The organism is Hymenobacter daeguensis (genome assembly GCF_054780555.1).
This window is the reverse complement of sequence record NZ_BAAGWC010000007.1, coordinates 78012-100192: the sequence shown is the minus strand read 5'-3', so window position 1 is coordinate 100192 and position 22181 is coordinate 78012. Positions and strand designations below refer to the sequence as shown.

The 22181-nt window shown below is 60.8% G+C and carries 20 protein-coding genes; 5 read left to right on the top strand and 15 right to left on the bottom strand.

Going from position 1 to position 22181, the window contains the following annotated elements; translation table 11 throughout:
- The first annotated feature begins 66 nt into the window (after positions 1 to 66).
- Together ACYVHT_RS10315 and ACYVHT_RS10310 are read left to right on the top strand one after the other, a co-directional pair.
- Positions 67 to 414 carry a HesB/IscA family protein gene (locus tag ACYVHT_RS10315; RefSeq protein WP_460550791.1) on the top strand — a complete coding sequence of 116 codons (348 nt, stop codon included), beginning with the start codon at positions 67 to 69 and terminating at the stop codon, positions 412 to 414.
- Positions 415 to 609: 195 nt separating this feature from the next.
- Positions 610 to 786 (top strand): hypothetical protein, encoded by a 177-nt coding sequence (locus ACYVHT_RS10310; RefSeq protein WP_460550788.1) that lies wholly within the window; start codon positions 610 to 612, stop codon positions 784 to 786.
- 7 nt (positions 787 to 793) lie between these two features.
- Here the strand turns inward: ACYVHT_RS10310 and ACYVHT_RS10305 are convergent, their stop codons facing one another.
- From ACYVHT_RS10305 to ACYVHT_RS10260, 10 genes are all read right to left on the bottom strand, one after another.
- The gene (locus tag ACYVHT_RS10305; protein ID WP_460550785.1) at positions 794 to 1282 is read right to left on the bottom strand and encodes a hypothetical protein; all 489 of its coding nucleotides are present in this window, start codon (positions 1280 to 1282) and stop codon (positions 794 to 796) included.
- Positions 1283 to 1354: 72 nt separating this feature from the next.
- The gene (locus ACYVHT_RS10300; RefSeq protein WP_460550782.1) at positions 1355 to 1861 is read right to left on the bottom strand and encodes a cupin domain-containing protein; all 507 of its coding nucleotides are present in this window, start codon (positions 1859 to 1861) and stop codon (positions 1355 to 1357) included.
- Between the two features lie 100 nt (positions 1862 to 1961).
- Complete coding sequence (locus ACYVHT_RS10295; protein WP_460550779.1) at positions 1962 to 2852, bottom strand: ChaN family lipoprotein; 891 nt, start codon at positions 2850 to 2852, stop codon at positions 1962 to 1964.
- A 160-nt stretch (positions 2853 to 3012) separates the two neighbouring features.
- A complete protein-coding gene (locus ACYVHT_RS10290; protein ID WP_460550776.1) occupies positions 3013 to 4404 on the bottom strand; it encodes an ABC transporter permease in 1392 nt (463 codons plus the stop codon).
- Between the two features lie 123 nt (positions 4405 to 4527).
- Positions 4528 to 5487 carry an ABC transporter ATP-binding protein gene (locus ACYVHT_RS10285; protein WP_460550774.1) on the bottom strand — a complete coding sequence of 320 codons (960 nt, stop codon included), beginning with the start codon at positions 5485 to 5487 and terminating at the stop codon, positions 4528 to 4530.
- A 137-nt stretch (positions 5488 to 5624) separates the two neighbouring features.
- Positions 5625 to 6260: a hypothetical protein gene (locus ACYVHT_RS10280; protein ID WP_460550771.1), complete on the bottom strand. Its 636-nt coding sequence runs from the start codon at positions 6258 to 6260 to the stop codon at positions 5625 to 5627.
- On the bottom strand, positions 6260 to 6769 hold the full coding sequence (locus tag ACYVHT_RS10275; RefSeq protein ID WP_460550768.1) for an RNA polymerase sigma factor: 510 nt from the start codon (positions 6767 to 6769) through the stop codon (positions 6260 to 6262). The genes ACYVHT_RS10280 and ACYVHT_RS10275 overlap by 1 nt, the downstream gene beginning before the upstream one ends.
- Before the next feature lie 532 nt (positions 6770 to 7301).
- Positions 7302 to 8444, bottom strand: a complete 1143-nt coding sequence (dnaJ, locus tag ACYVHT_RS10270; RefSeq protein WP_460550765.1) for a molecular chaperone DnaJ — start codon at positions 8442 to 8444, stop codon at positions 7302 to 7304.
- Positions 8445 to 8614: 170 nt separating this feature from the next.
- Complete coding sequence (locus ACYVHT_RS10265; RefSeq protein WP_460550762.1) at positions 8615 to 9193, bottom strand: nucleotide exchange factor GrpE; 579 nt, start codon at positions 9191 to 9193, stop codon at positions 8615 to 8617.
- Positions 9194 to 9700: 507 nt separating this feature from the next.
- A complete protein-coding gene (locus tag ACYVHT_RS10260) occupies positions 9701 to 11047 on the bottom strand; it encodes a glycoside hydrolase family 2 TIM barrel-domain containing protein (RefSeq protein WP_460550759.1) in 1347 nt (448 codons plus the stop codon).
- Between the two features lie 349 nt (positions 11048 to 11396).
- Here ACYVHT_RS10260 and ACYVHT_RS10255 point away from each other — a divergent pair, with 349 nt between their 5' ends.
- On the top strand, positions 11397 to 13787 hold the full coding sequence (locus tag ACYVHT_RS10255; protein WP_460550756.1) for a glycosyltransferase family 2 protein: 2391 nt from the start codon (positions 11397 to 11399) through the stop codon (positions 13785 to 13787).
- 23 nt (positions 13788 to 13810) lie between these two features.
- Here ACYVHT_RS10255 and obgE read toward each other — a convergent pair whose 3' ends face one another.
- The 4 genes from obgE to ACYVHT_RS10235 all read right to left on the bottom strand — a co-directional run bounded on the left by obgE (position 13811) and on the right by ACYVHT_RS10235 (position 18719).
- Positions 13811 to 14803, bottom strand: a complete 993-nt coding sequence (gene obgE / locus ACYVHT_RS10250) for an Obg family GTPase (protein WP_460550753.1) — start codon at positions 14801 to 14803, stop codon at positions 13811 to 13813.
- Between the two features lie 164 nt (positions 14804 to 14967).
- Complete coding sequence (locus tag ACYVHT_RS10245) at positions 14968 to 15591, bottom strand: adenylate kinase family protein (RefSeq protein WP_460550750.1); 624 nt, start codon at positions 15589 to 15591, stop codon at positions 14968 to 14970.
- Positions 15592 to 15671: 80 nt separating this feature from the next.
- Positions 15672 to 16211, bottom strand: a complete 540-nt coding sequence (locus ACYVHT_RS10240; RefSeq protein WP_460550747.1) for a phosphoribosyltransferase — start codon at positions 16209 to 16211, stop codon at positions 15672 to 15674.
- Between the two features lie 255 nt (positions 16212 to 16466).
- Positions 16467 to 18719, bottom strand: a complete 2253-nt coding sequence (locus ACYVHT_RS10235) for a proton/sodium-translocating pyrophosphatase (RefSeq protein WP_460550744.1) — start codon at positions 18717 to 18719, stop codon at positions 16467 to 16469.
- A 344-nt stretch (positions 18720 to 19063) separates the two neighbouring features.
- On the opposite strand from ACYVHT_RS10235, the gene ACYVHT_RS10230 reads away from it, so the two are divergent.
- Entirely contained in the window at positions 19064 to 19873 is an 810-nt protein-coding gene (locus ACYVHT_RS10230) for a glycosyltransferase family 25 protein (RefSeq protein ID WP_460550741.1), read from the top strand.
- 20 nt (positions 19874 to 19893) lie between these two features.
- On the opposite strand, the gene ACYVHT_RS10225 is transcribed toward ACYVHT_RS10230, so the two are convergent.
- A complete protein-coding gene (locus tag ACYVHT_RS10225) occupies positions 19894 to 20808 on the bottom strand; it encodes a M20/M25/M40 family metallo-hydrolase (RefSeq protein ID WP_460550738.1) in 915 nt (304 codons plus the stop codon).
- 216 nt (positions 20809 to 21024) lie between these two features.
- Here ACYVHT_RS10225 and ACYVHT_RS10220 point away from each other — a divergent pair, with 216 nt between their 5' ends.
- Positions 21025 to 22176, top strand: coding sequence for a tetratricopeptide repeat protein (locus ACYVHT_RS10220; RefSeq protein ID WP_460550735.1), 1152 nt, complete (start codon positions 21025 to 21027; stop codon positions 22174 to 22176).
- Positions 22177 to 22181: the final 5 nt, after the last annotated feature.

Sequence of the window (22181 nt, the reverse complement as noted above, 5' to 3'; positions counted from 1 at the left end):
GTCGTAACGCCCACATCGGCGGCGGCAGTATCTTTGTTATTATCTCTTTTTAAATCAACTTTCACTATGGCTTCCGTTGCCACCCTCGCCCCCATAAGCCTCACCGACCGCGCTGTGCAGGAGGTGAAAAACATCATCATCGAGAAAAACGTCCCCGACGATTACGGCCTGCGCATTGGCGTGCAGGGCGGCGGCTGCTCGGGCATGAGCTACCTGCTGGGCTTCGACAAGGCCAAGGATGCCGACGAAACCTACGACCTCGACGGCCTGAAGCTCATCATGGACAAGAAGCACGCCATGTACGTGCTGGGCATGGAGGTTGATTTCCAGGACGGCCTCAACGCCCGCGGCTTCGTCTTCAACAACCCCCAGGCCAAAAGCACCTGCGGCTGCGGCTCGTCGTTCTCGGCCTAATAAGGCACTGATTCTGCTAAAAGAGCCCCGGCTGAGTAGTCGGGGCTTTTTGCTTAGCGGCTGTTCGAATGCGCCGGTACGGTGTAGAGACGCATATTTGCGTCTCGTCGTCCGAGCCGTTCATCGGTATCCGTTCAACGACGAGACGCAAATATGCGTCTCTACACCGTGCTACTGCCCTTTTTTCTTTACATCATGGACATCAAATACCTGTCGGACGACAAAGGCAAAATCACCGGCGTTTTTATTCCGCTGGCGGAATGGGAGCGGCTGCAAAAGCAGTACGGCATCAGGGAAGAGGCCCCGGCCGACTCGGGCGCCAAGCTGCAGCAGTCGCTGGCCGAAGCCCTGAAAAAAGCGAAGCCGGAGTAGCCGCCGGCTAGTGCGCTGGCAGGGCCAGCAGCCCGCTAATGCCTTTCACATTGAGCCGGGCAAACTTGCGCACCCGGTCGAAGCGGGCGGTGGTTTCGTCCAGCTCTTCGTCTTTGGCCAAAGGCCTGGGCACCTCCGTGTGCAGGCGCTCGAAGATGGTGGCGGCAATGTCCATGTAGCCGAGCAGCAGCAGGTAGAGCTGCTTTTTCTCCGCCTCGGCGTAGCCCTTGGTCCGGATGGCTTTGTTCAGCGTATCGAGCTGGCTGGTTTCGTCGGTGAATAAATCGCGCAGCGTGCGGCGGCGCAGCCAGTACGTGGCCAGCTGCTCTTCGCTGGCCGAAGACACCGCAAACGGAAACCCCTCGGCAAAGGCCGTGGCCTGGGCATACGCCGTTTCGGCCTCGTACACGGTGGCCAGGTGCTTTTGCAGGCTCGCCCACAGGCCGGTGCGGGCTTTGTCGAAGGCACTGGCCGTGGTAGCATCAGAAGGGTTCATGGCTTGAATAAGGGAAAAAGTAAAGAACGTCCTGCTTCGACAAGCTCAGCAGGACGTTTCGGAGGATTCGTCCTACCGCCCGAAGTCGTCCTGCACGCGCACGATGTCGTCCTCGTCCGACGGATTGTCGGCATCGGTGTGCTGCCAGATTTCGGCCAGCACGCCCCAGTCTTTCAGGCCCACCAGGCGGTGGCGCTCGCCCTGCCTGAGGATGATGCGCTCGCCCACCTGGTAGCTTTTCACTTCGCCCTGCTCGTCGGTGTCGCTGATGGCCACACCCACGGGGCCCTGCACCACCTGCCAGATTTCGGCCCGGCGGTGGTGGTACTGCCAGCTCAGGCGCTGGTGCGGCGCCACCAGCAATACCTTGGGGCTAAGCTTGCCCGAAATCCGCAGGTTATCAACCGATAAACCGTCGAAATAGACGTTGGCAAATTGCTGGGCCTGGTCTTCGTCAATCACGAAAAAGCCGCCCCAGGGCCGCGTCGGGTCTTCTTTGGCGATGGTGAAACCCTGCTGCTTCAGCGTCTCGGCTACCTGCTGGAACAGGGCACGTTTTTGCGGGTCGGTGTCGGGCATGTGGTAAGTCTAAAAAAATAGCAACAAAGGTCAACGGCGCAATTTAGCGAAGTGTCCGTTGGCAGGCACCCGCCCTGCTAACAGGCCGGGCCGGTTTCACTCAATACGTCTTGGCCCCATCTTCCGGCACCACCACCACATAGTCGGCCATATCCACATTTTCCTTCTCCAGCGTCTGGAGCTGCGCTTGCGTTACCACGCTGAGGGTTTTCACGCGCAGCTTGGGCGCGTACTGACGCAGCCAGGCCACAATGCCGTCGTGGTGGTCGGAGTGGTAGCTGCCGTTGACGTGCAGCAGGGTCTGGCCGGGCTGGCGGCTGGCCATGATGAAGTGGGCCATGGTGGCATCCTTCAGCGCCTGGGCCTGGATGATGTTCTGGGCGCCGCCGCCGTGGGCCTGGCTACCGCCGCCGAACATGGCGGCCATGTTTTTGTAGCCGGGCAGGTCGTAGTCCACCTTCAGCGGCAGCGGGGCCAGCAGGGCGCGGTCGGCGGCGGGCAGCTTGTCGAGGGCGGTGAGGCTGCGCTGGGCCACGGCTTTGGCGAAGGGGCGCGGGGCGTTGGTGCCGACGACGGGCAGGTGGTTTTCGCGGGCGAAGCGCAGCAGCGGGCGGTAGTCGGTGGCGTAGTTGGGCCACGGGCGGGCCTGGCGCTCGAAGGCGGTATCGGCCAGCTCGCCGGTGGAATACGCAGCCACCAGCGGCTGCACGTCGCGCTCAAACATCTCCAGGCCGATGACCAGCTGGCCGGGCTTCTTCAGCTTCACCAGGTCCTTGGCCACCTGCAGCTCCAGCCAGTGCGCGAGGGCATCGTTGTGCTGCTCGCCAAACAGCACGACATCGGCCTGGGCCAGGTCCTGCATCATCTGGTCGAAATCGGCGGGCGGGCCGGCGGCGGTGAAGAGCCGGTAGGCCGGCCGGTCGCCGCGCAGGGTGAAGCTGGCGAGGCCAATGAGCAGCAGCAGGCAACTGGTGAGGCGAAGGAAACGCATAGAATCGGGCGGAGGCTATTATTAACAAAGAACGTCATGCCGGGCTTGTCGATGCATCTCTATTGCTGTAGTAAATCCTTTCGATTGGAATACCACAGCAGTAGAGATGCTTCGACAAGCTCAGCATGACGTTCAAAGGTCGTCAAGCGAGATACCGAACTTACCCCTTATAAAACATCCACTTGCCCAGCTCCTTGTAGGTCACCTTCTTGCCGTACATCAGAATGCCCACGCGGTAGATGCGCGCCGCCACCCACACCGTGCCGACAAAGCCGAGAATGAGCAGCACGATGGACAGCGCCAGCTGCCACATGGGCACGCCAAATGGCAACCGGATAACCATGGCAATGGGCGAGGTGAAGGGAATCATCGACATCCAGAAGGCCACCGGCCCGTCGGGGTTGCGCAGGATGACGGACACGCCCACGATGTAGCTCAGAATAAGCGGCATCGTGATGGGAAACATGAACTGTTGGGTGTCGGTCTGGTCGTCCACGGCCGCGCCCACGGCCCCGAACAGGGCCCCGTAGAGCAGGTAGCCGCCCAGGAAGTAGATGATGAAGCCGAACAGGATGGTGCCGATGGGCAGGTTTGCCAATACTTCGAACGCCTTGAAACGCCCGGTCATCACGGACTGCTGCTTCTGCGCATCCATTCCTTTATCGAAGGCGGCGGCAGCCGAGCGTGGCTCATCATCGGCCGAAGCTTTGGCAGCGCCAGGGGCTGTGGGCGCAGCAGCCATCTCCGTTTTGGGCTTTTCGTTGCCCATCAGCAGCGGCAACACCACCGACGATACCCCGAACGAGAGCACGCCCCATAGCAAAAACTGCGTAAGGCCCACCGCCGCGATGCCCACGATTTTGCCCATCATCAAGTCAAACGGCTTCACCGAGGAGAGCATGACTTCCATGATGCGGCTCGACTTCTCCTCCCCCACCCCGCGCATAATCTGCACGCCGTAGATGAAAATGAACATGTAGATGGCCAGCGCCAGCACGTAGGCCGTGCCCGAGGTGGCCAGGGCGTTGCTGTCGGCTTCCTTGCCCGTTTCGTCCAAGCTGATGGCCTGCAAATCGACCTTCGAGCGCAGCCGGTCGAGCTGCTCCTGCGAGAGGCCCGACTTCTGCATTTTCAGCTCCGAGAAGGCTTTGTTGAGGGCCGTTTCCACGGCCAGCTGCTTCTTGAGGCTGATGTTGCCTTTGCCGAAGAACTGCACGCCGGCGGGCTTCTCCACGTCGAGGCCGGCGGGGAGCACCAGCAGGCCGTCGTGCTTAGCTTTCTGGAAGCCTTTTTTGGCCTCGGCCAGGGTGCCGGTGGCGGGCACAAAGCGCAGCTGCGGGGTGCTCACGAGGCGGCCGGCAATGTTGAGGCCGGAGTCGTCGCGCACTTCCACCACGTCGGTGGTGTCGTTGTCGGAGCTGGCCATTTTGGCAATGACGAAGCCGAAGCCGGCCAGCAGCAGTGGCACAGCCAGCGTGAGCACAATAAAGGCCTTTTTGCGCACCCGGGTGAGGTATTCGCGCTGGGCAACGAGTAAAAATTTAGAAGCCATGATGGTTGTTTTTGTCGTCCTGAGCGCAGCGAAGGACCTTATCACGCCCGCACTGCTGGAATTGAAATTGCCGACGCGGGCAGCCGTGATAAGGTGCTTCCTCCGTCGGCCGGACAGGCGTGATTAGGCCGGCTCTTCCACCAGCGTTTCGGGCATGGTTTCGCGCACACGCCGGATGAAAATCTCGTTGATGCTCGGGATTTTCTCGCGGAAGGCCTCTATCTCGATAGCGGGCGAGTTGATGAGGTAGCGCAGCAGCTCGTTGGGGCGCACGCCTTCGTGCAGCTGCACCCGGAGGTAGAAATGGCCGTTTTCGCGGGCCTTCTGCTCCACCACTTCAAAGTCGGGATGTGTGACGATGGGCTTGCCCACGCCCTCCACCTCGTAGGTATTGGTCTTGAACTGGTTCCGAATCAGCTCAATGGGCCCGTCCAGCACCTTGCGCGAGCGGTTGATGAGGGCAATGTTGTCGCACATCTCCTCCACCGATTCCATGCGGTGCGTCGAGAAAATGATGGTGGCGCCCTGCTTGCGCAGCTCCAGAATCTCGTCTTTGATGAGGTTGGCGTTAATCGGGTCGAAGCCCGAGAAGGGCTCGTCCAGAATAATGAGCTTGGGCTCGTGCAGCACCGTGGCAATGAACTGCACCTTCTGCTGCATGCCCTTACTGAGGTCTTCCACGTTTTTGCCGGCCCATTCCTTTATCTCGAAACGATTCAGCCAGTGCTTGATGCGCGCCGTGGCCTCGGCCCGGCTCAGGCCGCGCAGCTGGGCCAGGTAGAGCAGCTGCTCGCCCACTTTCATCTTTTTGTAGAGCCCGCGCTCCTCGGGCAGGTAGCCGATTTGGGCAATGTGGCTCGGGTTGAGCCGCTCGCCCCGGAAGCGGATTTCGCCCTCGTCGGCCCCCGTAATCTGGGTGATGATGCGGATGAACGAGGTTTTGCCCGCGCCGTTGGGGCCCAGCAGGCCGAAGATGCTGCCTTCGGGAATGGCAAGGCTCACGCCGGACAGCGCGACGTGGTTGGCGTAGGCCTTCCGCACGTCGATGGCTTCGAGAATGGGCCGGGAAGTAGTTGGTTGCATGGCGAGAAAAAAGGTGAGAATAGCCGGGTGAAAGCAAATGTAGCCGCCTCTGCGCGCCGGGCACAACCCCGCAGGCAGCAAGCGGCCGAAAGCGGCCCCCAAACGGTGAATAAGGCCGATGAATGGGAGCCGAAGACCTAGCGGGCGGCCACCGGCTCGGGCTCGTCCAGCTCGCGCAGGCTGGCTTCGAGGCGGTCGAGGTGCTGGCCGTAGAGGCGCTGCAGGTACCAGCGGGCGGCCCGCACCACGGCCCATTGCAGCAGCAGGCCCACCGCCAGCAGGGCCGCGCCCAGGCCCAGCAGCAGGGCGGTGCGCACGCCGCCGGGCCGGCTCAGCTCCTTGCCCACCACGTATTCGTACACCAGCAGCAGCGCGGCCGGGGCCGTGCCCAGCGTCAGCCGGTAGTTGAAGCGGAGCATGCTGCGCAGGCCGGCGCACAGCCGCCGCAGGTTGCCCAGCACATGGCCGTCGGGCTGGGTCATCTGGCGCAGCATCTTCAGCTTGCGGTAGTAATAGCCCAGCATCACCAGCGCCAGCAGAAACAGGCTCACCACCTCCGCCCGCTCCAGGAAATTGTCGGCAAAGCCAATTAGCAGCGGCATGGCCACGGCAATGAGCGCCACATAAGCGGTTTCCCAGCGGGCGTTGCGGCGCATCTTTTCCACCAGCCCGTCGGAGCGTTGGGCCAGCAAGTGGCTGAGCGCCGCTTGGTCGAGCGGCGGCGCGGCGGGTTCGGGCTGCTGCCACTGGCGGCGAAGGTCATCGAGTTCCATCAGGCGGCGGGGACTAAAAGGGCGCGGAGTTTTTCCTGCACGCGGTGCATTTTCACGCGCACATTGTTTTGGGTGATGCCGAGAATCTCGGCCATCTCTTCATAAGGCCGGTCTTCGAGGTAGAGCAGAATAAAGGCCTTGTCCACGTCCGACAGCCGGCCGATAGCCCGATAGAGCTGGGCGCGGTCGTCGGCATCGTAGCCGGTTTCGGGGGCCTGGGCCACGGCCAGCGCCTCGGCATCGAGCCCCACCGGGGCGGGGCGGCGGGTGCGCTGGCGCAGGTTCGAGATGGCCACGTTCAGGGCAATGCGGTAGAGCCAGGTGCTGAGCTTGGCGTTGGGCTGGGGCACGTAGCGCGGCCACGCCCGCCACAGCTGCAGCACCATTTCCTGAAACAAGTCCTGGCGGTCGTCGGCATCTTGGCAATACAGCCGGGCCACGCGGCGCAGCAGCGGCTGGTACTCGTGCAGCGCGGCCAGAAAATCAGCAGACGGAGTGGCGGAGGCCATGCGGGTAAGAGTGTTTCGGGAGGTGAATCGGCGGCCGCGGCCGGGCATTACACGACTGTCAAAAAAAGTTGACGGTCTTTTTTCTCATCCAAAAACATTAGCAATTACTATCTGCCACCTAGGCCATTCTGTATCTTTGACCTAAGCGCGTTAGGTATGTCCCCCAGCCGAACCGGGTCCTCTGAAAAGAGGAAGCCCCGGCTGCTGTAACAGACCGGGGCTTCAGAAGTGTGGGGGTTTTAGTGGAACCCTTTACTTCTTCTGGAACATGAATAGGGACCGCGTGAGAAAACTACTGCAAACGGTTGGAAAAGCTGTTTTGCTGGGAGTGGCGAGCGGAGTGGGAAAGGCCATTGGCCTGTTCCTGCTCACGCAGTTGCTTCGGTAGTTAGTGAGGGGTTGGGCCGAGTGCCCGGCCCCTCATTTTTTGTTGGTCAAATATACAGAATTCTCTGAGAGAAAGTTGCTTTGTAGCACCTGCTTTAGCTTGTGCGTCGTTCGACGGGCACAAGCTAAAGCAGGTGCTACAAGGTTACGCGAAATACTCCTTCACTTTCTCGAAGAAGCCCTTCTCGTTCTTGCCGGGGTGGGGCGTGAAGTTGTCCGAGTCGCGCAGCTTCTCCAGCAGCTCGCGCTCCGAGCTGCTCACGTTTTTGGGCGTCCACACGTTGAGGTGGATGAGCTGGTCGCCGCGGCCGTAGCCGTTCAGGTCCTTGATGCCCTTGCCACGCAGGCGCAGGATTTTGCCCGGCTGGGTGCCGGGGTCCACCTTGATTTTCACCTTGCCCTCGATGGTGGGCACCTCCAGGCTGGCGCCCAGGGCCGCATCCACAAACGAGATGTACTGCTCGAACATGATGTTGTTGCCGTCGCGCTTCAGGAACTCGTGCGGCTCCTCCTCAATCTGGATGAGCAGGTCGCCGGGCACGCCGCCGCGCTCGGGGAAGTTGCCCTTGCCGTTCATGCTCAGCTGCATGTCGTTGGCCACGCCGGCCGGAATGTTGATGGGAATCACTTCCTCGTGCAGCTGGCGGCCTTCGCCCTTGCACACGTCGCAGGTCGTCACGATGGTTTTGCCTTCGCCGTTGCAGGTGGGGCAGGTGCTGGAGCTCACCATCTGGCCCAGCATGGTGTTCACCACGCGCTTGGTCTGGCCCTGGCCCTGGCAGGTGGGGCAGGTTTTGAGGTCGGTGCCATTTTTGGCGCCGGTGCCGCTGCACGGCTGGCAGGCCACGTAGCGCTTCACCTTAATTTTCTTCTCCACGCCGTTGGCGATTTCCTCTAAATCGAGCTTCAGCTTGATGCGCAGGTTCGAGCCCTTCTTCTGGCGCCGACCGCCCTGGCGCCCGCCCCCGAAGAAGCCCTCAAAACCGCCGCCCCCGCCGAAAATATCGCCGAACTGCGAGAAGATGTCCTCCATATTGGGCGAGCCGCCGCCGTTGCCGCCCATGCCCTGGTGGCCGTACCGGTCGTAGCGCGCCCGCTTATCGGCGTTGCTGAGCACCTCGTAGGCCTCGGCCGCTTCCTTGAATTTGTCTTCGGCCGTGGGGTCGTCGGGGTTTTTATCGGGATGGTACTTAATGGCCATCTTGCGGTAAGCCGACTTGATAACGTCGCCTTCCGCATTCTTGGCAATGCCTAATACCTCGTAATAATCGCGCTTAATGCTGGCCATCTTCTGCTTTATGAATCCGTCTGTCAATCGTCTGTCATCCTGAGCGCAGCGAAGGACCTTATCATGTCAGCCGCAGTAATTACTGCGTATCGTTCCATCGTGATAAGGTCCTTCGCTGCGCTCAGGATGACAGCTATTTTATTTTTTCAACCTCAATTCAACCCCTAAAATTACTGCCCCAGCACCACTTTGGCGTGGCGAATGACTTTATCGCCCAAATAGTAGCCCTGCTCCACCACGTCCACGATTTTCCCTTTCAGGTCGTCGCTGGGCACCGGTATCTGGGTGATGGCCTCGTGCAGCTCGGCATCGAAGTCGCCGCCCTTGGCATCCATGGCGGTCAAACCCTTTTGCTGCAGGGTTTTGTTCAGCTTGTTCTGAATAATGTCGATGCTTTCGCGCACGGCGTTGGCATCGGTGGTGCTGGCAGTGGCGTTGCGGGCGCGCTCGAAGTCGTCGAGCACGGGCAGCAGGGCCGTCATCAGCTCCTGGTTGGCGGTTTTAAACAGCTCGATGCGCTCCTTGGTGGTGCGGCGCTTGTAGTTCTCAAACTCGGCGGCCAGGCGCAGGTACTTGTCCTTGAGGTCGGCCAGCTCGGCATCGGTGCGCGAGGCTTCGGGCTGGGGCGCGCCGGTGGCGGTCATGTCCGGGTCGGTGGTTTCGCCGTCGGCATCGGCCATTTCGCCAGCTACGTGGTTGGGGTCAGCAGTCAGGTTGTCGTCCTGCGGCAGGTTAGTTTCGTTAGCCATTTGCGGAAATATTCGTCGGAAGGGGTTTTTCACGGGGTTAGCCGGTTAGTCAGGTGGCGGGCGCAAGGAGTGGGCCAAAGCGGCAATGGCTGCCATAGTGGCACTACAGATTTTTTGATAAACCGATGGCCAAAGCGCGATGAAAATTATTCTAACCCGCGAAAGTGTGGCAATGCGTGACGACGCTGATGCGCCGCATCAGCGCGGAATGACTGTTGCTGACACTACGAGCTTACCAGCAATTATTAAGGTCATTCGGCGGTCCGGCTATCTGGCTTCCATTGCCGGCGGCAGGGCAACGTGGACCGTTGTTTCCCGCATTCTACTTGCAGCTGTGGCGCAGCCATGGGCAGCCCCGAAACTGCGGATGCCGGTACCGGAGTAGTCGGGGCTGGATTTTTCGGCTAATGTGCTTGCTAGCCACTTCCGCTGCCGCGTACAGCAACACCCCAACCTTGTTTACGCGGAGCTTCAGCGCAGGCATTCGGCCACGCGCCCCGAGCCGCTTTAGCGCGCATGAATGCCCAGCTCCGGATGGTCGGGCTTGCCCACGAAGAAGGGAAAGCTGTCGGTGCCCAGGCTGCCGTGGCCGTCGCGCACGCTCACCAGCAGGCGGTAGGCCCCGCGCTCGCGGGGGGTGTGCACCACGGCGCGCAGGCCGGTGGCGCGGCGAATGGCGCCGGGGATGGTTTCGGGCGCGGTGCGGTTCTGGGGCAGCGTGTGCAGCTCATCGGCATCGCGCGTCACGGCCCATTGCACCCGGAGCGTGTCGCCCTCGGCGTCGGTCGCGCTAACGGTGGCCGGGTAGTCGGTATCGGGCAGCAGCGCCACGTCATCGAGCGGCTGCCGGCCGGCCAGTCGGACAGTGCCCACCTGCGGAGCCAGGTTGGGAAAGCGCTGATTGGTCCAGAGGTAGTGCATCATATCGAGCTGGGGCGTTTTTTCCCCCGCCGGCGATAGCAGGCTCAACCACATGGCCGTTTGCTCAAAGCGGTTGCCCCAATACAGCACGTAGCCGCCCAGGCAGCGCTCCGGGGCGCCCACGATGGCCGCCCGGTAGCCGCGCTCAATGGTGGCCACTTTTTCGGCATTGGTTGGCTCGATGGGCGCATTCCAGCTGGTGAGCGGCGACTCCCACCAGCCCCGCACGCCAAACTCGCCAATGACAAAGGCCCGCGACCAGCCGGCTTTTGCCAGGCGGGCCGGCTCAATGGCCAGCTTATCGAACACGTTGACGGTGAGGACGTCCAGGTCGGGGCACAGGTTGGCAATGGCCGGGATGGCGTAAATGCCATCGGTGACGGCCGTGGTCACCGGGTGGTTGGGGTCGAGCTGGTGAATCATGCGCACGGTTTCGTTCACCACCTGATACACCTTGAAGTCGCCGTTGTTGTTATCCAGCTCATTGCCAAGGTTCCACATAAGCAGGGCCGGGTGGTTTTTGTAGCGCATCACCTGCCGACATATCTCCTCCTGCTGGGCCCTCACCGCCTGGGGGTCGTAGTAGTCGAACTTTTCATAGGGCGGGCGCATCCACAGGCCAAACATGACGGTGAGGCCCTGGCGCTGCGCATCGTCCAGCAGCACATCGGCATAGTTGGGGGAATAGATGCGAACCGAATTGCCGCCACATTGCCGAATCAGGTCGAAGCGCTGCACCCCGCTGGCGCCTTTTATGAAATAGGGCTTGCCATTGCGCAGCAGCTGGTAGCCCGTGGCGGTGTGCGCCAGCCGCACCGGCACCACGCCCGCTTCCGGCTGAAGCGGCACCACGTCGGTGCCCATGGGCGCGGGTGCCGGCCGGCAGCCCAGCCCAATGGCCGCACCCCACAGGCACACAAGAAAACCTCGCAAAGCGGGGGCGAGACGGGGTAGATTGGCCACGGGGTAGCAGAAAAAATATTGTTTCAGCAAGCGCGCATGCCGCCGGACCGCCCACCCAGAACGGGCTCAGGCGGGCAAAATCAGCCCAGCGGTGAAACAATAAGAGTGGAGGAAGGCAATGGTTACAAAGCTAATCTACGACAGAACCTTGTTATAAATAAAATAAAACATTCTTTTATAATATATTGCAAGACACTATCATCCGGTTGCTACTCCTTTTATGTCTGACCCCTTAGCAACCGTTCCGTTTGCCTCCACACAGCCTGAGCAGGCCCAGCTTCCCCAAGTCCGGTTTGAGCACGCTGCCGGGGCGCGCCATATGCGTATTCTGGTCATCATCGGCGTGCTGCTGCTGGGGCATTTTGTGTGGTGGTTTGCCGACAGCAGTCACATCGGGTATGCGCCGCTCTTCTGGCTGCTCACGTTCTCGCTGGGCTACAAGCTCTTGCGCATGCTCCAGGAGTGGTACCACTATGCCTATGTGAAAGTGCCCGTGCCAATGCCCCTGAGCCCGGCTACCCGGCTGCGCACCGTGGACATGCTCACGACGGCCTGCCCCGGCGAGCCGCACGACATGATTATCAGAAGTCTGGAGGCGCTGGTGGCCGTGCGCTACCCGCACACCACCTACCTGTGCGACGAAGGCGACGAGCCCGAGTTGCGAGCAGCGTGCGCCCGTCTGGGTGTGGTACACGTCACCCGCCTCGACAAAAGCAACGCCAAGGCGGGCAATATCAACAACGCGCTGCGCCAGGCCACGGGCGAGCTGTGCGTGGTGCTGGACCCCGACCACGAGGTAATGCCCGATTTTCTGGACCAGGTGGTTTCTTACTTCGACGACCCCTCCGTGGGCTACGTGCAAGTGGTGCAAGCCTATGGCAACCAAAAGGAAAGCCTCATTGCGAAAGCCGCCGCCGAGCAAACCTACCACTTCTACGGCCCCTTGATGATGGGCATGAACCACTACAACACCGTGCAGGCCATCGGGGCCAACTGCACGTTTCGGCGGGCGGCGCTCGATGGCATCGGGGGGCACGCCGCGGGCCTCACCGAAGACATGCACACGGCCATGCGCCTGCACGCCGCCGGCTGGAAATCGGTATATGCCCCCGTGGTGGTGAGTCGTGGCCTGGTGCCGTCCACCCTCGGGGCCTTCTACATGCAACAGCTGAAATGGGCCCGCGGCACCTTCGACCTGCTGTTCCACGTGTACCCGAAGCTATTCAGCCAGTTCAGCGGGCGGCAGCGGCTGCACTACCTCACGGTGCCGCTGTACTTTATTTCGGGCCTGGTGGCGCTGGTCGATATTGTGGTGCCGGTGGCCTCGCTGCTGCTGCTGCAGTTTCCGTGGCACCTCTCGTTGCCGGAGTTCGCCTTGCACATGGTGCCCGTCACCTCCATTGGCCTGCTCATTCGCTACCACGCCCAGCACTGGCTGCGCGAGCCGCACGAGCCCGGCCTGCACCTGGCGGGGGGGCTGCTGCGCATTGCCACCTGGTGGGTGTATTCGCTGGGGCTGGTTTACACAATCTTTAACGTACGGGTGCCCTACATTCCCACGCCCAAGCAGGGCACCGTGAAAAACGAATGGCTGCTGTGCCTGCCCAATCTGGTGCTGGTTGGCCTATCCCTGGTGGCGGTGGTGGTGAGCATGCAGGTGCCGGGCACCCGCGGCCCCTACACCAAGCTGATGGCCACGCTGGCCCTCATCAATGTGGTGATTCTGCTGCTGTCGATACTGATGGCGCAACATGCTTTCCTGAACCGCCTGCGCCAGTTTTTATGGTCGCGGCAGCCCCTTTTTGCCTTCAAAAAAAGCATCGACCATGCCCTGGCCAACGGTGCGGGCATCATCAACCGGCGCCTGCGCTCCGGCTCCATCGCGTTTGCCGCCGGGCTGGCTGTGCTCAACGTGCTGGGCACGGCGGGCCTGGTGCTGGCGCAGTGGCACGAGCAGGTTTCCATTTCCGATGCCTACATCTGGGCCCATACTGGTTTCGGGCCATTGCGCATCGGCGGCCAGCTGCCCGGCACCCGGCCGCCGGCCGCCCAGCCAGCTCCTGGCAATGATGCCGTCTGGACCGAAGCTGCCAATTCAACCAATCAGCTGGTCAACCTGCAGCTGCCCTCCGCCGCTAGCGAAGTTCCGGTCGGGCTGATTGAGAAAATCAATCAGCGCGGCGGCATTCCCGTGCTTACCTGGCCCGCCAATGGCTCCCTGGCCCAGCGCCAGGCACTGCAGCAAGCGGTGCAGGGCATCATCAAGCGCAAAAACCAGCTGCTGCTGCGCCCGCTGCTGCCGGCGCGCAGCCCCTGGGCCTACCGCCGGGCCTGGCAACAGCTCGTGACCGCCTACCGCGCCAGCGGCGACACCACAGCCGTATGGGTCTGGACCCCGCCCCGCCCCGATTCCGTGGCCAGCTATTTCCCCGGCTCCGCCTACGTGACGTGGGTGGCGACCTCCTGCCCTGCCCTGCCCAACCCCAGCGTGCCAGCCACCGGCTGCTACCTGCAGTTTCGCCAGCAGGTTGCCATTCAGATTGAGATGCAGAGCAAGCCCATCCTGCTCTTTGCCGGGCAGGTGCCCGCAGCTCACCCCCAGCGCGTGCAACAAGTGGCCCGGCGGTACCCCGAAATCAAAGCAGTACTGTTTGAGCCCGGCAAGGCTTTGGCCGTCCGGAAACTGCCAACTGTGCTGGCCACCTATTGAGCCCCAGGCATCGGCTATGGGAATCAGTCATGCAGCGCCTTCCAAATCAGGTCCTTCAGCGGCTGGATGTTCTTATTTGTGAGACTGGAAATGAAGATGGCGGGCACTTCTTCCGGCAGCGTGGCGCGGATTTCGGCCTCCAGCTCCTCGTCAATCATGTCGGACTTGGTGATGGCCAGCAGGCGCTTCTTGTCCAGCAGGTCGGGGTTGAACTGCTCCAGCTCGCCGATGAGCACGTTGTACTCGGCGTTGATGTCGGGCGAGTCGCAGCTTATCATAAAGAGCAGCATGGAGTTGCGCTCGATGTGGCGCAGGAAGCGGGTGCCCAGGCCCTTGCCCTCGGCCGCGCCCTCGATGATGCCGGGAATGTCGGCCATCACGAACGACTTGTAGTCGCGGTAGGCCACCACGCCCAGGTTGGGCACCAGGGTGGTGAAGGCGTAGTCGGCAATCTTGGGCTTGGCCGCGCTCACCACCGACAGCAGCGTGCTTTTGCCGGCGTTGGGGAAGCCCACCAGGCCCACGTCGGCCAGCAGCTTCAGCTCCAGGATGATGATGGCCTCGATGGCCGGCTCGCCGGGCTGCGCGTACTGCGGGGCCTGGTTGATGGAATTCTTGAAATGGTCGTTGCCCCAGCCGCCGCGTCCGCCGGGCACGAGGATGAGCCGCTGGCCGTGCTCCGTGATTTCGAGCATCTGGTCGCCGGTAGCGGCATCGCGGGCCACGGTGCCGAGGGGCACCTGCAGCACAATGTCTTCGCCCTGCGCGCCGGAGCGCAGGTTTTCGCCCCCGCCCTCGCCGTCTTTGGCGAAGACGTGCTTCTGGTACTGCAGGTGCAGCAGCGTCCAGAGCTGCGAGTTGCCTTCGAGGATGATGTGGCCGCCACGGCCGCCGTCGCCGCCATCGGGGCCGCCGTTGGGCAGGCCCTTGGCCCGGAAAAAGTGGTGCGAGCCGGCACCGCCTTTGCCCGAGCGGCAGATGAGTTTGACGTAGTCGATGAAGTTATTGGAGGCCACGGGGTATTGAAATTTTGAGTGTTGAGGGTTGAGGGTTGAATGATTAGAGAGTCCCCGGCTGAGGAACCGAGTTAAAAAACGAGTTGCCGGAAATGAGCCAAAGGCCCTTTCCCGGCAACTCGTCAGTGTTTATTCAACACTTAAAACTCAACATTCAACACTTCTTAAGCTTTTACTTCGTTGGTTGCGGCGGCCGGGGCTTCGGGCTTGGCAGCCTGGTGCTGGTCAATCAGACCACAGATTTGAGCGAAGATGTCGTCAATCGGGCCGATGCCGTTGAGGGCGTGGAATTTCTTCTGGGCAGCGTAGTAGCCGGCCACCTGGGCGGTTTCGGTGTTGTACACCGTCACGCGGCGGCGGATTTTGGTTTCGTCCTGGTCGTCGGGGCGGTTGCTGGTTTTACCGCGCTCCAGCAGGCGGGTCACCAGCTCCTCCTCCGCCACTTCCAGCGCAATCATGCAGCCGATGCGCGTGTTGTGCGCGGCCATCAGCTGGTCGAGGCTTTCGGCCTGGGCCACGGTGCGGGGAAACCCGTCGAAGATAAAGCCACCGGCCTGGGGATTATCCTTCAACGCACTGCCAATCATGCCAATAACCACGGCATCGGGCACGAGCAGGCCTTCATCCATCAGCTTTTTTGCTTGCAGGCCGAGGTCGGTGCCCTGGGCAATCTGGGCGCGCAGCAGGTCGCCGGTGCTCAGGTGCACGAGGTTGTAGTGGGCAATGAGCTTTTGGCTCTGGGTTCCTTTGCCGGCACCGGGAGGGCCGAACAGCACGATATTCAACATTGTGGAAGACGCGTTGTGCGCGGGAGATGATTTGGTGAGGTGGGTTTGGGCAAGTTACTCAATCGTTACCAGAAACGTTACTACACGGCCACGTACACATCGGGCAGGTTGCGGCCCAGGCCGTCGTAGTCAAGGCCGTAGCCGACGACGAAGTCGTTGGGGATTTCCTTGGCCACGTAGCGCACGCTCAGCTCGTGGCGCAGGCTGGCGGGCTTGAAAAACAAGGCGGCAATCTCGACCGAGGCCGGCCCCTTGGCCAGCAGCGTGGGCATGAGGTGGTGCATTGTGGTGCCCGTGTCCACGATGTCTTCTACGATGATGAGGTGGCGGCTCTGCACTTCCTCGCGCAGGCCCAGAATTTCCTGCACCACGCCCGTGCTGCCGGTGCCTTCGTAGGAGGCCACGCGGATGAAAACAATTTCGCACTCGCCCACAAAGCGCTTCAGCAAGTCGGAGGCAAACATGAAGCCGCCCGTGAGCACCACCACAAACAGCGGATTATGCCCGGCATAGTCGGCACTGAGCCGGCCGGCCAGACCGGTCACCACCTCATCCAACTGAGCGGCAGTGAAATACGGCCGAAATTCTTTGTTATGGATGGTAATGGTTGAATGGCCCATGCGGCGCGGGAAGTGAGTAATGAGGGTGCAAAGCTACTGTCTGAACCACGGATTCGTTTGGCTTTATCAGATTTGCCAGATTTTATGGACGTTATAAGGAGCCGTTGATTGCTTTACCGCAATGCAGCCAGCGCCCCGCTCGGCAGCGTTTTTATGAAAAAAGCCACTCCCTTTGGAGTGGCTTTTTTTCGCGCCGCAACTGGCACCTTGCCTTCGGGCGGGGGCAGAATCCGGGAAAGCCGAATACTTTCCGGGCTATTTCACCTCGCGCAACACCGTATAAATCACCTGGGCTGCCGCTGGTGCCAGGGCCTCTGCGTAGCGCACGTGCGGCCGGGCAGCTACCTCAACCCGCTTTTCGAGCTGCACCGGAGCCATGCCCCGCTCCCCGCCTTTCTGGGCAATGTGCGGAGCAATAACCAGCGACACAATGCTCATCAGCTTGATAAGAATGTTCATGCTGGGGCCGGACGTGTCTTTGAAAGGGTCGCCCACGGTGTCGCCGGTCACCGAGGCTTTGTGCGCGTCGGAGCCCTTGAATTCCATCTTGCCGTTCACCATCACCCCCTTTTCGAAGGACTTTTTGGCGTTGTCCCAGGCGCCGCCCGCGTTGCTCTGAAACATGGCCATGAGCACCCCGCTCACCGTCACGCCCGCCAGCAGGCCGCCCAGCACCTTCGGACCAAACAGGAAACCGATAATAATGGGCGTGAGCAGCGCAATGGCCCCCGGCAGAATCATCTCGCGAATAGCCGCCGTCGTCGAAATGGCCACGCACTTCTCGTACTCCGGCCGGCCCGTGCCTTCCATGATGCCCGGAATCTCGCGGAACTGCCGGCGCACTTCCTGCACCATGGCCATTGCTGCCCGGCCCACGGCCGCGATGGCCAGCGCCGAGAAGATGAACGGAATCATGGCGCCCACAAACAGGCCGGCCAGCACTTCCGCATTCGAGATGTCGATGGTGTCGATATGGGCCGTGCCCATGAAGGCGGCAAACAGCGCCAGCGACGTAAGTGCCGCCGAGGCAATGGCAAAGCCTTTGCCGGTAGCGGCCGTGGTGTTACCCACGGCATCCAGAATATCGGTGCGCTCGCGCACTTCCTTGGGCAGCTCGCTCATTTCAGCAATGCCGCCGGCGTTGTCGGCAATGGGGCCGAAGGCGTCGATGGCCAGCTGCATGGCGGTGGTGGCCATCATGCCGGCAGCGGCAATGGCCACGCCGTAGAGGCCGGCCGCCTTGAAGCTCAGCACGATACCGGCCGCCAGCACCAGAATGGGCAGCACCGTCGATTCCATGCCCACGGCCAGGCCGCCGATGACGGTGGTGGCGTGGCCGGTGCTGCTTTGCTGCACAATGCTCATCACCGGGCGCTTGCCCATGGCGGTGTAATACTCGGTGATGATGCTCATCAGGGTGCCGACCACGAGGCCAACCAGCACGGCGTAGAATACGTGCATGGCATCGAAGCTGATGTGCCGGATTTCAAAATTGCCAGTCGGCAAAATCCACATGATAAGGCCGTAGGATGCCGCCGCCGAAACAAGGACTGAAATATAATTGCCCAGGTTCAGCGCGCCCTGCACGTTGCCTCCTTCCTTCACCCGCACACACAGAATGCCAACGAGCGAGGCCAGGATGCCCATGCCCGCAATAGCCATGGGCAGGAAAATAGGCGAAAGCCCGCCAAAATTATCGTGTAAGACGTTTTCACCCAGATTGGTTACCTCACGGCCCAGCACCATGGTAGCCAGAATAGTGGCCACATACGAGCCAAACAAATCAGCCCCCATGCCAGCTACGTCGCCCACGTTGTCGCCCACGTTATCGGCAATGGTAGCGGGGTTGCGGGGGTCGTCTTCGGGAATGCCGGCTTCGACTTTGCCCACTAGGTCGGCCCCCACGTCGGCCGCTTTGGTGTAGATGCCGCCACCCACGCGGGCAAACAGGGCGATGCTCTCGGCCCCGAGCGAGAAGCCGGTGAGGACTTCCAGCGCTTTTTCCATCTCGGCACCATTGGCAAGGCCACTGGGCACGAACATCTTATAAAAAACAATAAACAGCGAGCCCAGCCCCAGCACAGCCAGGCCGGCCACGCCCATGCCCATCACCGAGCCGCCCGAAAACGACACGTTGAGCGCGCCGCTGAGGCTGGTTTTGGCCGCCTGCGCAGTACGCACGTTGGCTTTGGTGGCAATTTTCATCCCGATGTAGCCGGCCAGCGCGGAGAAAACCGCACCAATCAGAAAGGCGATGACGATGACCGGGCTGGAATTACCGCTGGTACTGCCCAGGTAAAAGAGAAACGCCCCGGCAATCAAGCCAAAGAGGGCCAGCACTTTGTATTCAGCTTTAAGAAAGGCGATGGCCCCGTCGGCAATGTAGCCGGCAATGGTGGTCATGCGGGCGTCGCCGGCATCCTGCCGGGCCACCCAGCCCGCCCGCAGCCAGGTATAGAGCAAGGCGAAAATGCCCAGCGCGGGCACAGCGTAAAGGTATTGGGTCATAAGAGAGAACAGTAAGAATGAGTGGGATTTGCGCTGCAAAGTAGCGTACTCGCCTCAGATTACTGCACAATGTCAAATTCACCCGGCTAAATGCGACAGCATGCCACCAAATACCTGAATGCCAGCCGGTGCTACCACCCGTTTGAGAGCAAGACGGCGCGAGGGCAGCTCACGGCCAGCCACGCGCCGCAAAGGCCGCTGATTCTTTGCTTTTATATGATTGGGCTGCGCATTGGCAATTCATATAAAAAGATAGTTCTTCCGGTCTTCTCCCCCTAGCCTATATCTTTGGGCTTGTTTTTACCCTACCGCCATTTATACCGGCAAATCAGGCCCTGATTTCTATGAAAGCATTTGTAATTAATCTTGAGCGCTCGGCCGCCCGGCGGGCTTCTATGCAACAGCAGCTTGATGCGCAAGGCATCGAATTTGAGTTTGTAAAGGCAGTGGATGGCGCTACCCTCACGGATGAGTACCTCAACCAGGTGTGTGATTATGAAGAGCTTAATAAGCGGCAGCACCTCATGCACAAGGGCATGTACGGCTGCATTCTGAGCCACTACCATATCTATCAGCGCATTGTGGCGGATAACCTGCCGTATGCCCTGGTTATGGAAGACGATATTATTATTGAGCCCGGCCTGAAAGCTATTCTGGCCGAGATAGAGCCGAAAATCAGGACCAACGAGGCCATTCTGCTGTTCTCGCAGAATAACCACATGCTCACCGTATTTTCTGAGCAGGACACCGAGAAGCTCAGCGGCCCCTACCGGATAGCGTACCCGATGATGCCGTGGGCCTTTGGCTCGACGGCCGCTTACATTATCAGCCTGGAGGCGGCGCGGGGCATGATGAACTGGGTGCTTCCGCTGCGCGATGCCCCCGATGCCTGGTATTCCTTTTACCGCGACAAAGCCATTCATAGCCTGCGCTGCGTCACGCCTTTTCTGATGAAACCCGCCGGCTTCACCAGCGACATCGATTACGTAGCCAACAACAGCCTCATGGGTCAAACCCTGGGCTTCATCAAGAAACATAAGATTCCGGTTCTCAACCAGTTGCTGGACTACCGCCGCAAGCTCGTGCTGGAAAAGGCCGTTCAATACACTTTCGCGCCCGAGCGCTCGCCCGTGGCCGAAGCACAGGAACTGTAGCCGCCCGCTAACCCGCCCGGCTACAGCTCCTGCATCAGCACCTGGTAGAGCGCCAGCATGCTGGCAATATCGCGCTTATCCACCAGCTCATCGGGCGTGTGCACGTGGTCTTCGGGCGCACCCACGAAGCACCAGTCCCAGGGCGCGGCGGCGTGTTGCAATTCCTTGGCATCGGAGCCGCCGCTGCCTTCTACTTCGAGCTGGTGCGCAATGCCCGAGGCCGCCGCAATGGCCCGGATGCGGTCCACGTAGGCGCGGCGCGGAATGAGCGAATCGCGCAGGGAGATGGCGCAGCCCTGCCCGGCGTGCACGCCCTCCGTCACCCAGGTAATGTCCGAAATCAGGGCCTGGCGCACGCCGTACGTTTCATTGATGTACTTAGCCAGGTAGGCCACCGAGCCGCCGCCGTGCTCCTCCCAGCAGGAGAAGGCAATAATGCCGTGCTCCAGGGTTTCGCAGAGGCGCAGCGCATTCCACACCCCGAGGCGGTTGTCGAGGTAGCAGCTTTGCACGGTAGTTTCGGTTTCGCGGAAGTCGCAATAGAAGGTAAGCTCCGTGCCCCGGTCTATTTCGCGGTGGAACGCGTAACCCAGCTGCCCGGTTTCTTCGTCTATGGTTAGCTCACAATCTACCAATCCTTGCGAATCCTGCCCCACCAAACGGTAGCCGGCTTCGGCCTGCGGGCCGCCAATGCGTACCAGCTGCCGCCCGTAGCGCACCGTGAACCCGATGCTGTCGAGGTGGGCAAACACGGCCGTGCGCGGCTGGCCAAACACCAGCAGCACGCAGTCCTGAAAGCGCTCATCGGCGATTATTTCGGGCTGGTGTTGCCAGGAAGTCTGATGCTGGCGAACGTAGTCCAGTACAAATCTGGTGAGGGCCGATTCGTGGCCGGCGGGGGCCGGAATGCGGCAAAGGTCGTGAAGCAGTTGCATGGGCAAAGAGAATTACGCCCAAAGCTAGGCCAAAGTCCGTACTTTAGCAGGACCATTCCCTTTTCCGTCATATTAGCGCCGGGCGGGCCTCCGGTTAGGCCTGTCTTCTATTTCTATTCTATGCTGCGTTTGCTGTTTTGTATCTGTTTGGGTCTGCTTTTGACACCATTGCTGGGCAGAGCTCAGAAGCTTGATACAATCCGCACTCCTCCGGCCATGAAAACCGTCGCCCTCGACTCGGTGGGCGTATTGCCCTCGGCCATTGATACCAAAGGCTGGCTGCTGCTGGATAAGGATATTCAGTTGGAATTGGACGGAGCTGTCCAGAATATTTACAATTTCAAGTACGACCGGGCCGAAAAGCAGTTTCGCTCGTTGCGGCGGCGCTATCCCAACCACCCCATGCCCTACTTTCTGCTGGGGCTGAGCACGTGGTGGAAGATTATGCCCACCAATTTTCAGTCGTCGCAATACGACAAAACCTTTTTCGCCTACATGGACACGGCCGTGACCAAGGCGCAACGGCTCTACGATGCCGATAACAACAACTACGAAGCCAGCTTCTTCCTCTCGGCCGCCTACGGCTTCGATGCGCGGCTGCACGCCGAGCGGCACGACTGGCGCAAGGCCACTGTGGGGGCCCGGCGCTCGCTGAACTTTCTGAAGAAAAGCCAGGAAGCCAATGGACTGAGCCCGGAGTTTCAGTTCGGGCAGGCGCTGTTTAACTACTACGCCGTCTGGATTCCTGACAACTACCCGCTGCTGAAGCCCGTGCTGCTGTTCTTTCCCAAAGGCGATAAGAAGCTGGGCCTGCAACAGTTGCGCAGTGTGGCCAACAACGGGTTTTACACCGCTACCGAGGCGCGGGTATTCCTCATGCGTATTCTCAAAAATGAGGAGAACAATGCCGAAGAGGCCATGCCGGTTTCGAAATACCTGGCCACAAAGTTTCCGGATAATGGATACTTCCAGCGCTTCTATGCTTTGCTGGCCTACGACCAGGGCGAATTTACCGACTGTGAGCGGGTAAGCCGCGAGATTCTCGACAAGATAAACAAAGGCATGCCCGGCTACGAAGGCATCAGTGGGCGCTACGCCAGCTACTTCCTGGGCTACCTGATGCAGAACCGCTACCGCGACATTGCCAAGGCCAAAGACTATTATCAGCGGTGCATTGTATTTGCCGAAAGCACCGGCGACACCTCGGGCGGGTTTTACCTGTTTGCCAACATCAACCTGGCCCGGCTGGCCGCTAAGGAGAAGGACCTGGCCGCCGCCAAGCGCTACTACACCGTGGTGGCCGACAAAGCCGACCACAAGTCGGAACAATACAAGGAGGCGAAGTTGTATCTGAAGAAAGCTAAGTAGCCGCC

Excerpts from the sequence above, each read along its gene's own strand:
- ACYVHT_RS10245 (WP_460550750.1), bottom strand. The coding sequence starts at position 15,591 with ATGTTGAATATCGTGCTGTTCGGCCCTCCCGGTGCCGGCAAAGGAACC.
- ACYVHT_RS10315 (WP_460550791.1), top strand. The coding sequence starts at position 67 with ATGGCTTCCGTTGCCACCCTCGCCCCCATAAGCCTCACCGACCGCGCT.
- ACYVHT_RS10305 (WP_460550785.1), bottom strand. The coding sequence starts at position 1,282 with ATGAACCCTTCTGATGCTACCACGGCCAGTGCCTTCGACAAAGCCCGC.
- ACYVHT_RS10235 (WP_460550744.1), bottom strand. The coding sequence starts at position 18,719 with ATGACCCAATACCTTTACGCTGTGCCCGCGCTGGGCATTTTCGCCTTG.
- ACYVHT_RS10300 (WP_460550782.1), bottom strand. The coding sequence starts at position 1,861 with ATGCCCGACACCGACCCGCAAAAACGTGCCCTGTTCCAGCAGGTAGCC.
- ACYVHT_RS10275 (WP_460550768.1), bottom strand. The coding sequence starts at position 6,769 with ATGGCCTCCGCCACTCCGTCTGCTGATTTTCTGGCCGCGCTGCACGAG.
- ACYVHT_RS10280 (WP_460550771.1), bottom strand. The coding sequence starts at position 6,260 with ATGGAACTCGATGACCTTCGCCGCCAGTGGCAGCAGCCCGAACCCGCC.
- ACYVHT_RS10295 (WP_460550779.1), bottom strand. The coding sequence starts at position 2,852 with ATGCGTTTCCTTCGCCTCACCAGTTGCCTGCTGCTGCTCATTGGCCTC.
- ACYVHT_RS10230 (WP_460550741.1), top strand. The coding sequence starts at position 19,064 with ATGAAAGCATTTGTAATTAATCTTGAGCGCTCGGCCGCCCGGCGGGCT.
- ACYVHT_RS10290 (WP_460550776.1), bottom strand. The coding sequence starts at position 4,404 with ATGGCTTCTAAATTTTTACTCGTTGCCCAGCGCGAATACCTCACCCGG.
- ACYVHT_RS10310 (WP_460550788.1), top strand. The coding sequence starts at position 610 with ATGGACATCAAATACCTGTCGGACGACAAAGGCAAAATCACCGGCGTT.
- ACYVHT_RS10220 (WP_460550735.1), top strand. The coding sequence starts at position 21,025 with ATGAAAACCGTCGCCCTCGACTCGGTGGGCGTATTGCCCTCGGCCATT.
- ACYVHT_RS10240 (WP_460550747.1), bottom strand. The coding sequence starts at position 16,211 with ATGGGCCATTCAACCATTACCATCCATAACAAAGAATTTCGGCCGTAT.
- ACYVHT_RS10225 (WP_460550738.1), bottom strand. The coding sequence starts at position 20,808 with ATGCAACTGCTTCACGACCTTTGCCGCATTCCGGCCCCCGCCGGCCAC.
- ACYVHT_RS10265 (WP_460550762.1), bottom strand. The coding sequence starts at position 9,193 with ATGGCTAACGAAACTAACCTGCCGCAGGACGACAACCTGACTGCTGAC.
- ACYVHT_RS10285 (WP_460550774.1), bottom strand. The coding sequence starts at position 5,487 with ATGCAACCAACTACTTCCCGGCCCATTCTCGAAGCCATCGACGTGCGG.
- dnaJ (WP_460550765.1), bottom strand. The coding sequence starts at position 8,444 with ATGGCCAGCATTAAGCGCGATTATTACGAGGTATTAGGCATTGCCAAG.
- ACYVHT_RS10255 (WP_460550756.1), top strand. The coding sequence starts at position 11,397 with ATGCGTATTCTGGTCATCATCGGCGTGCTGCTGCTGGGGCATTTTGTG.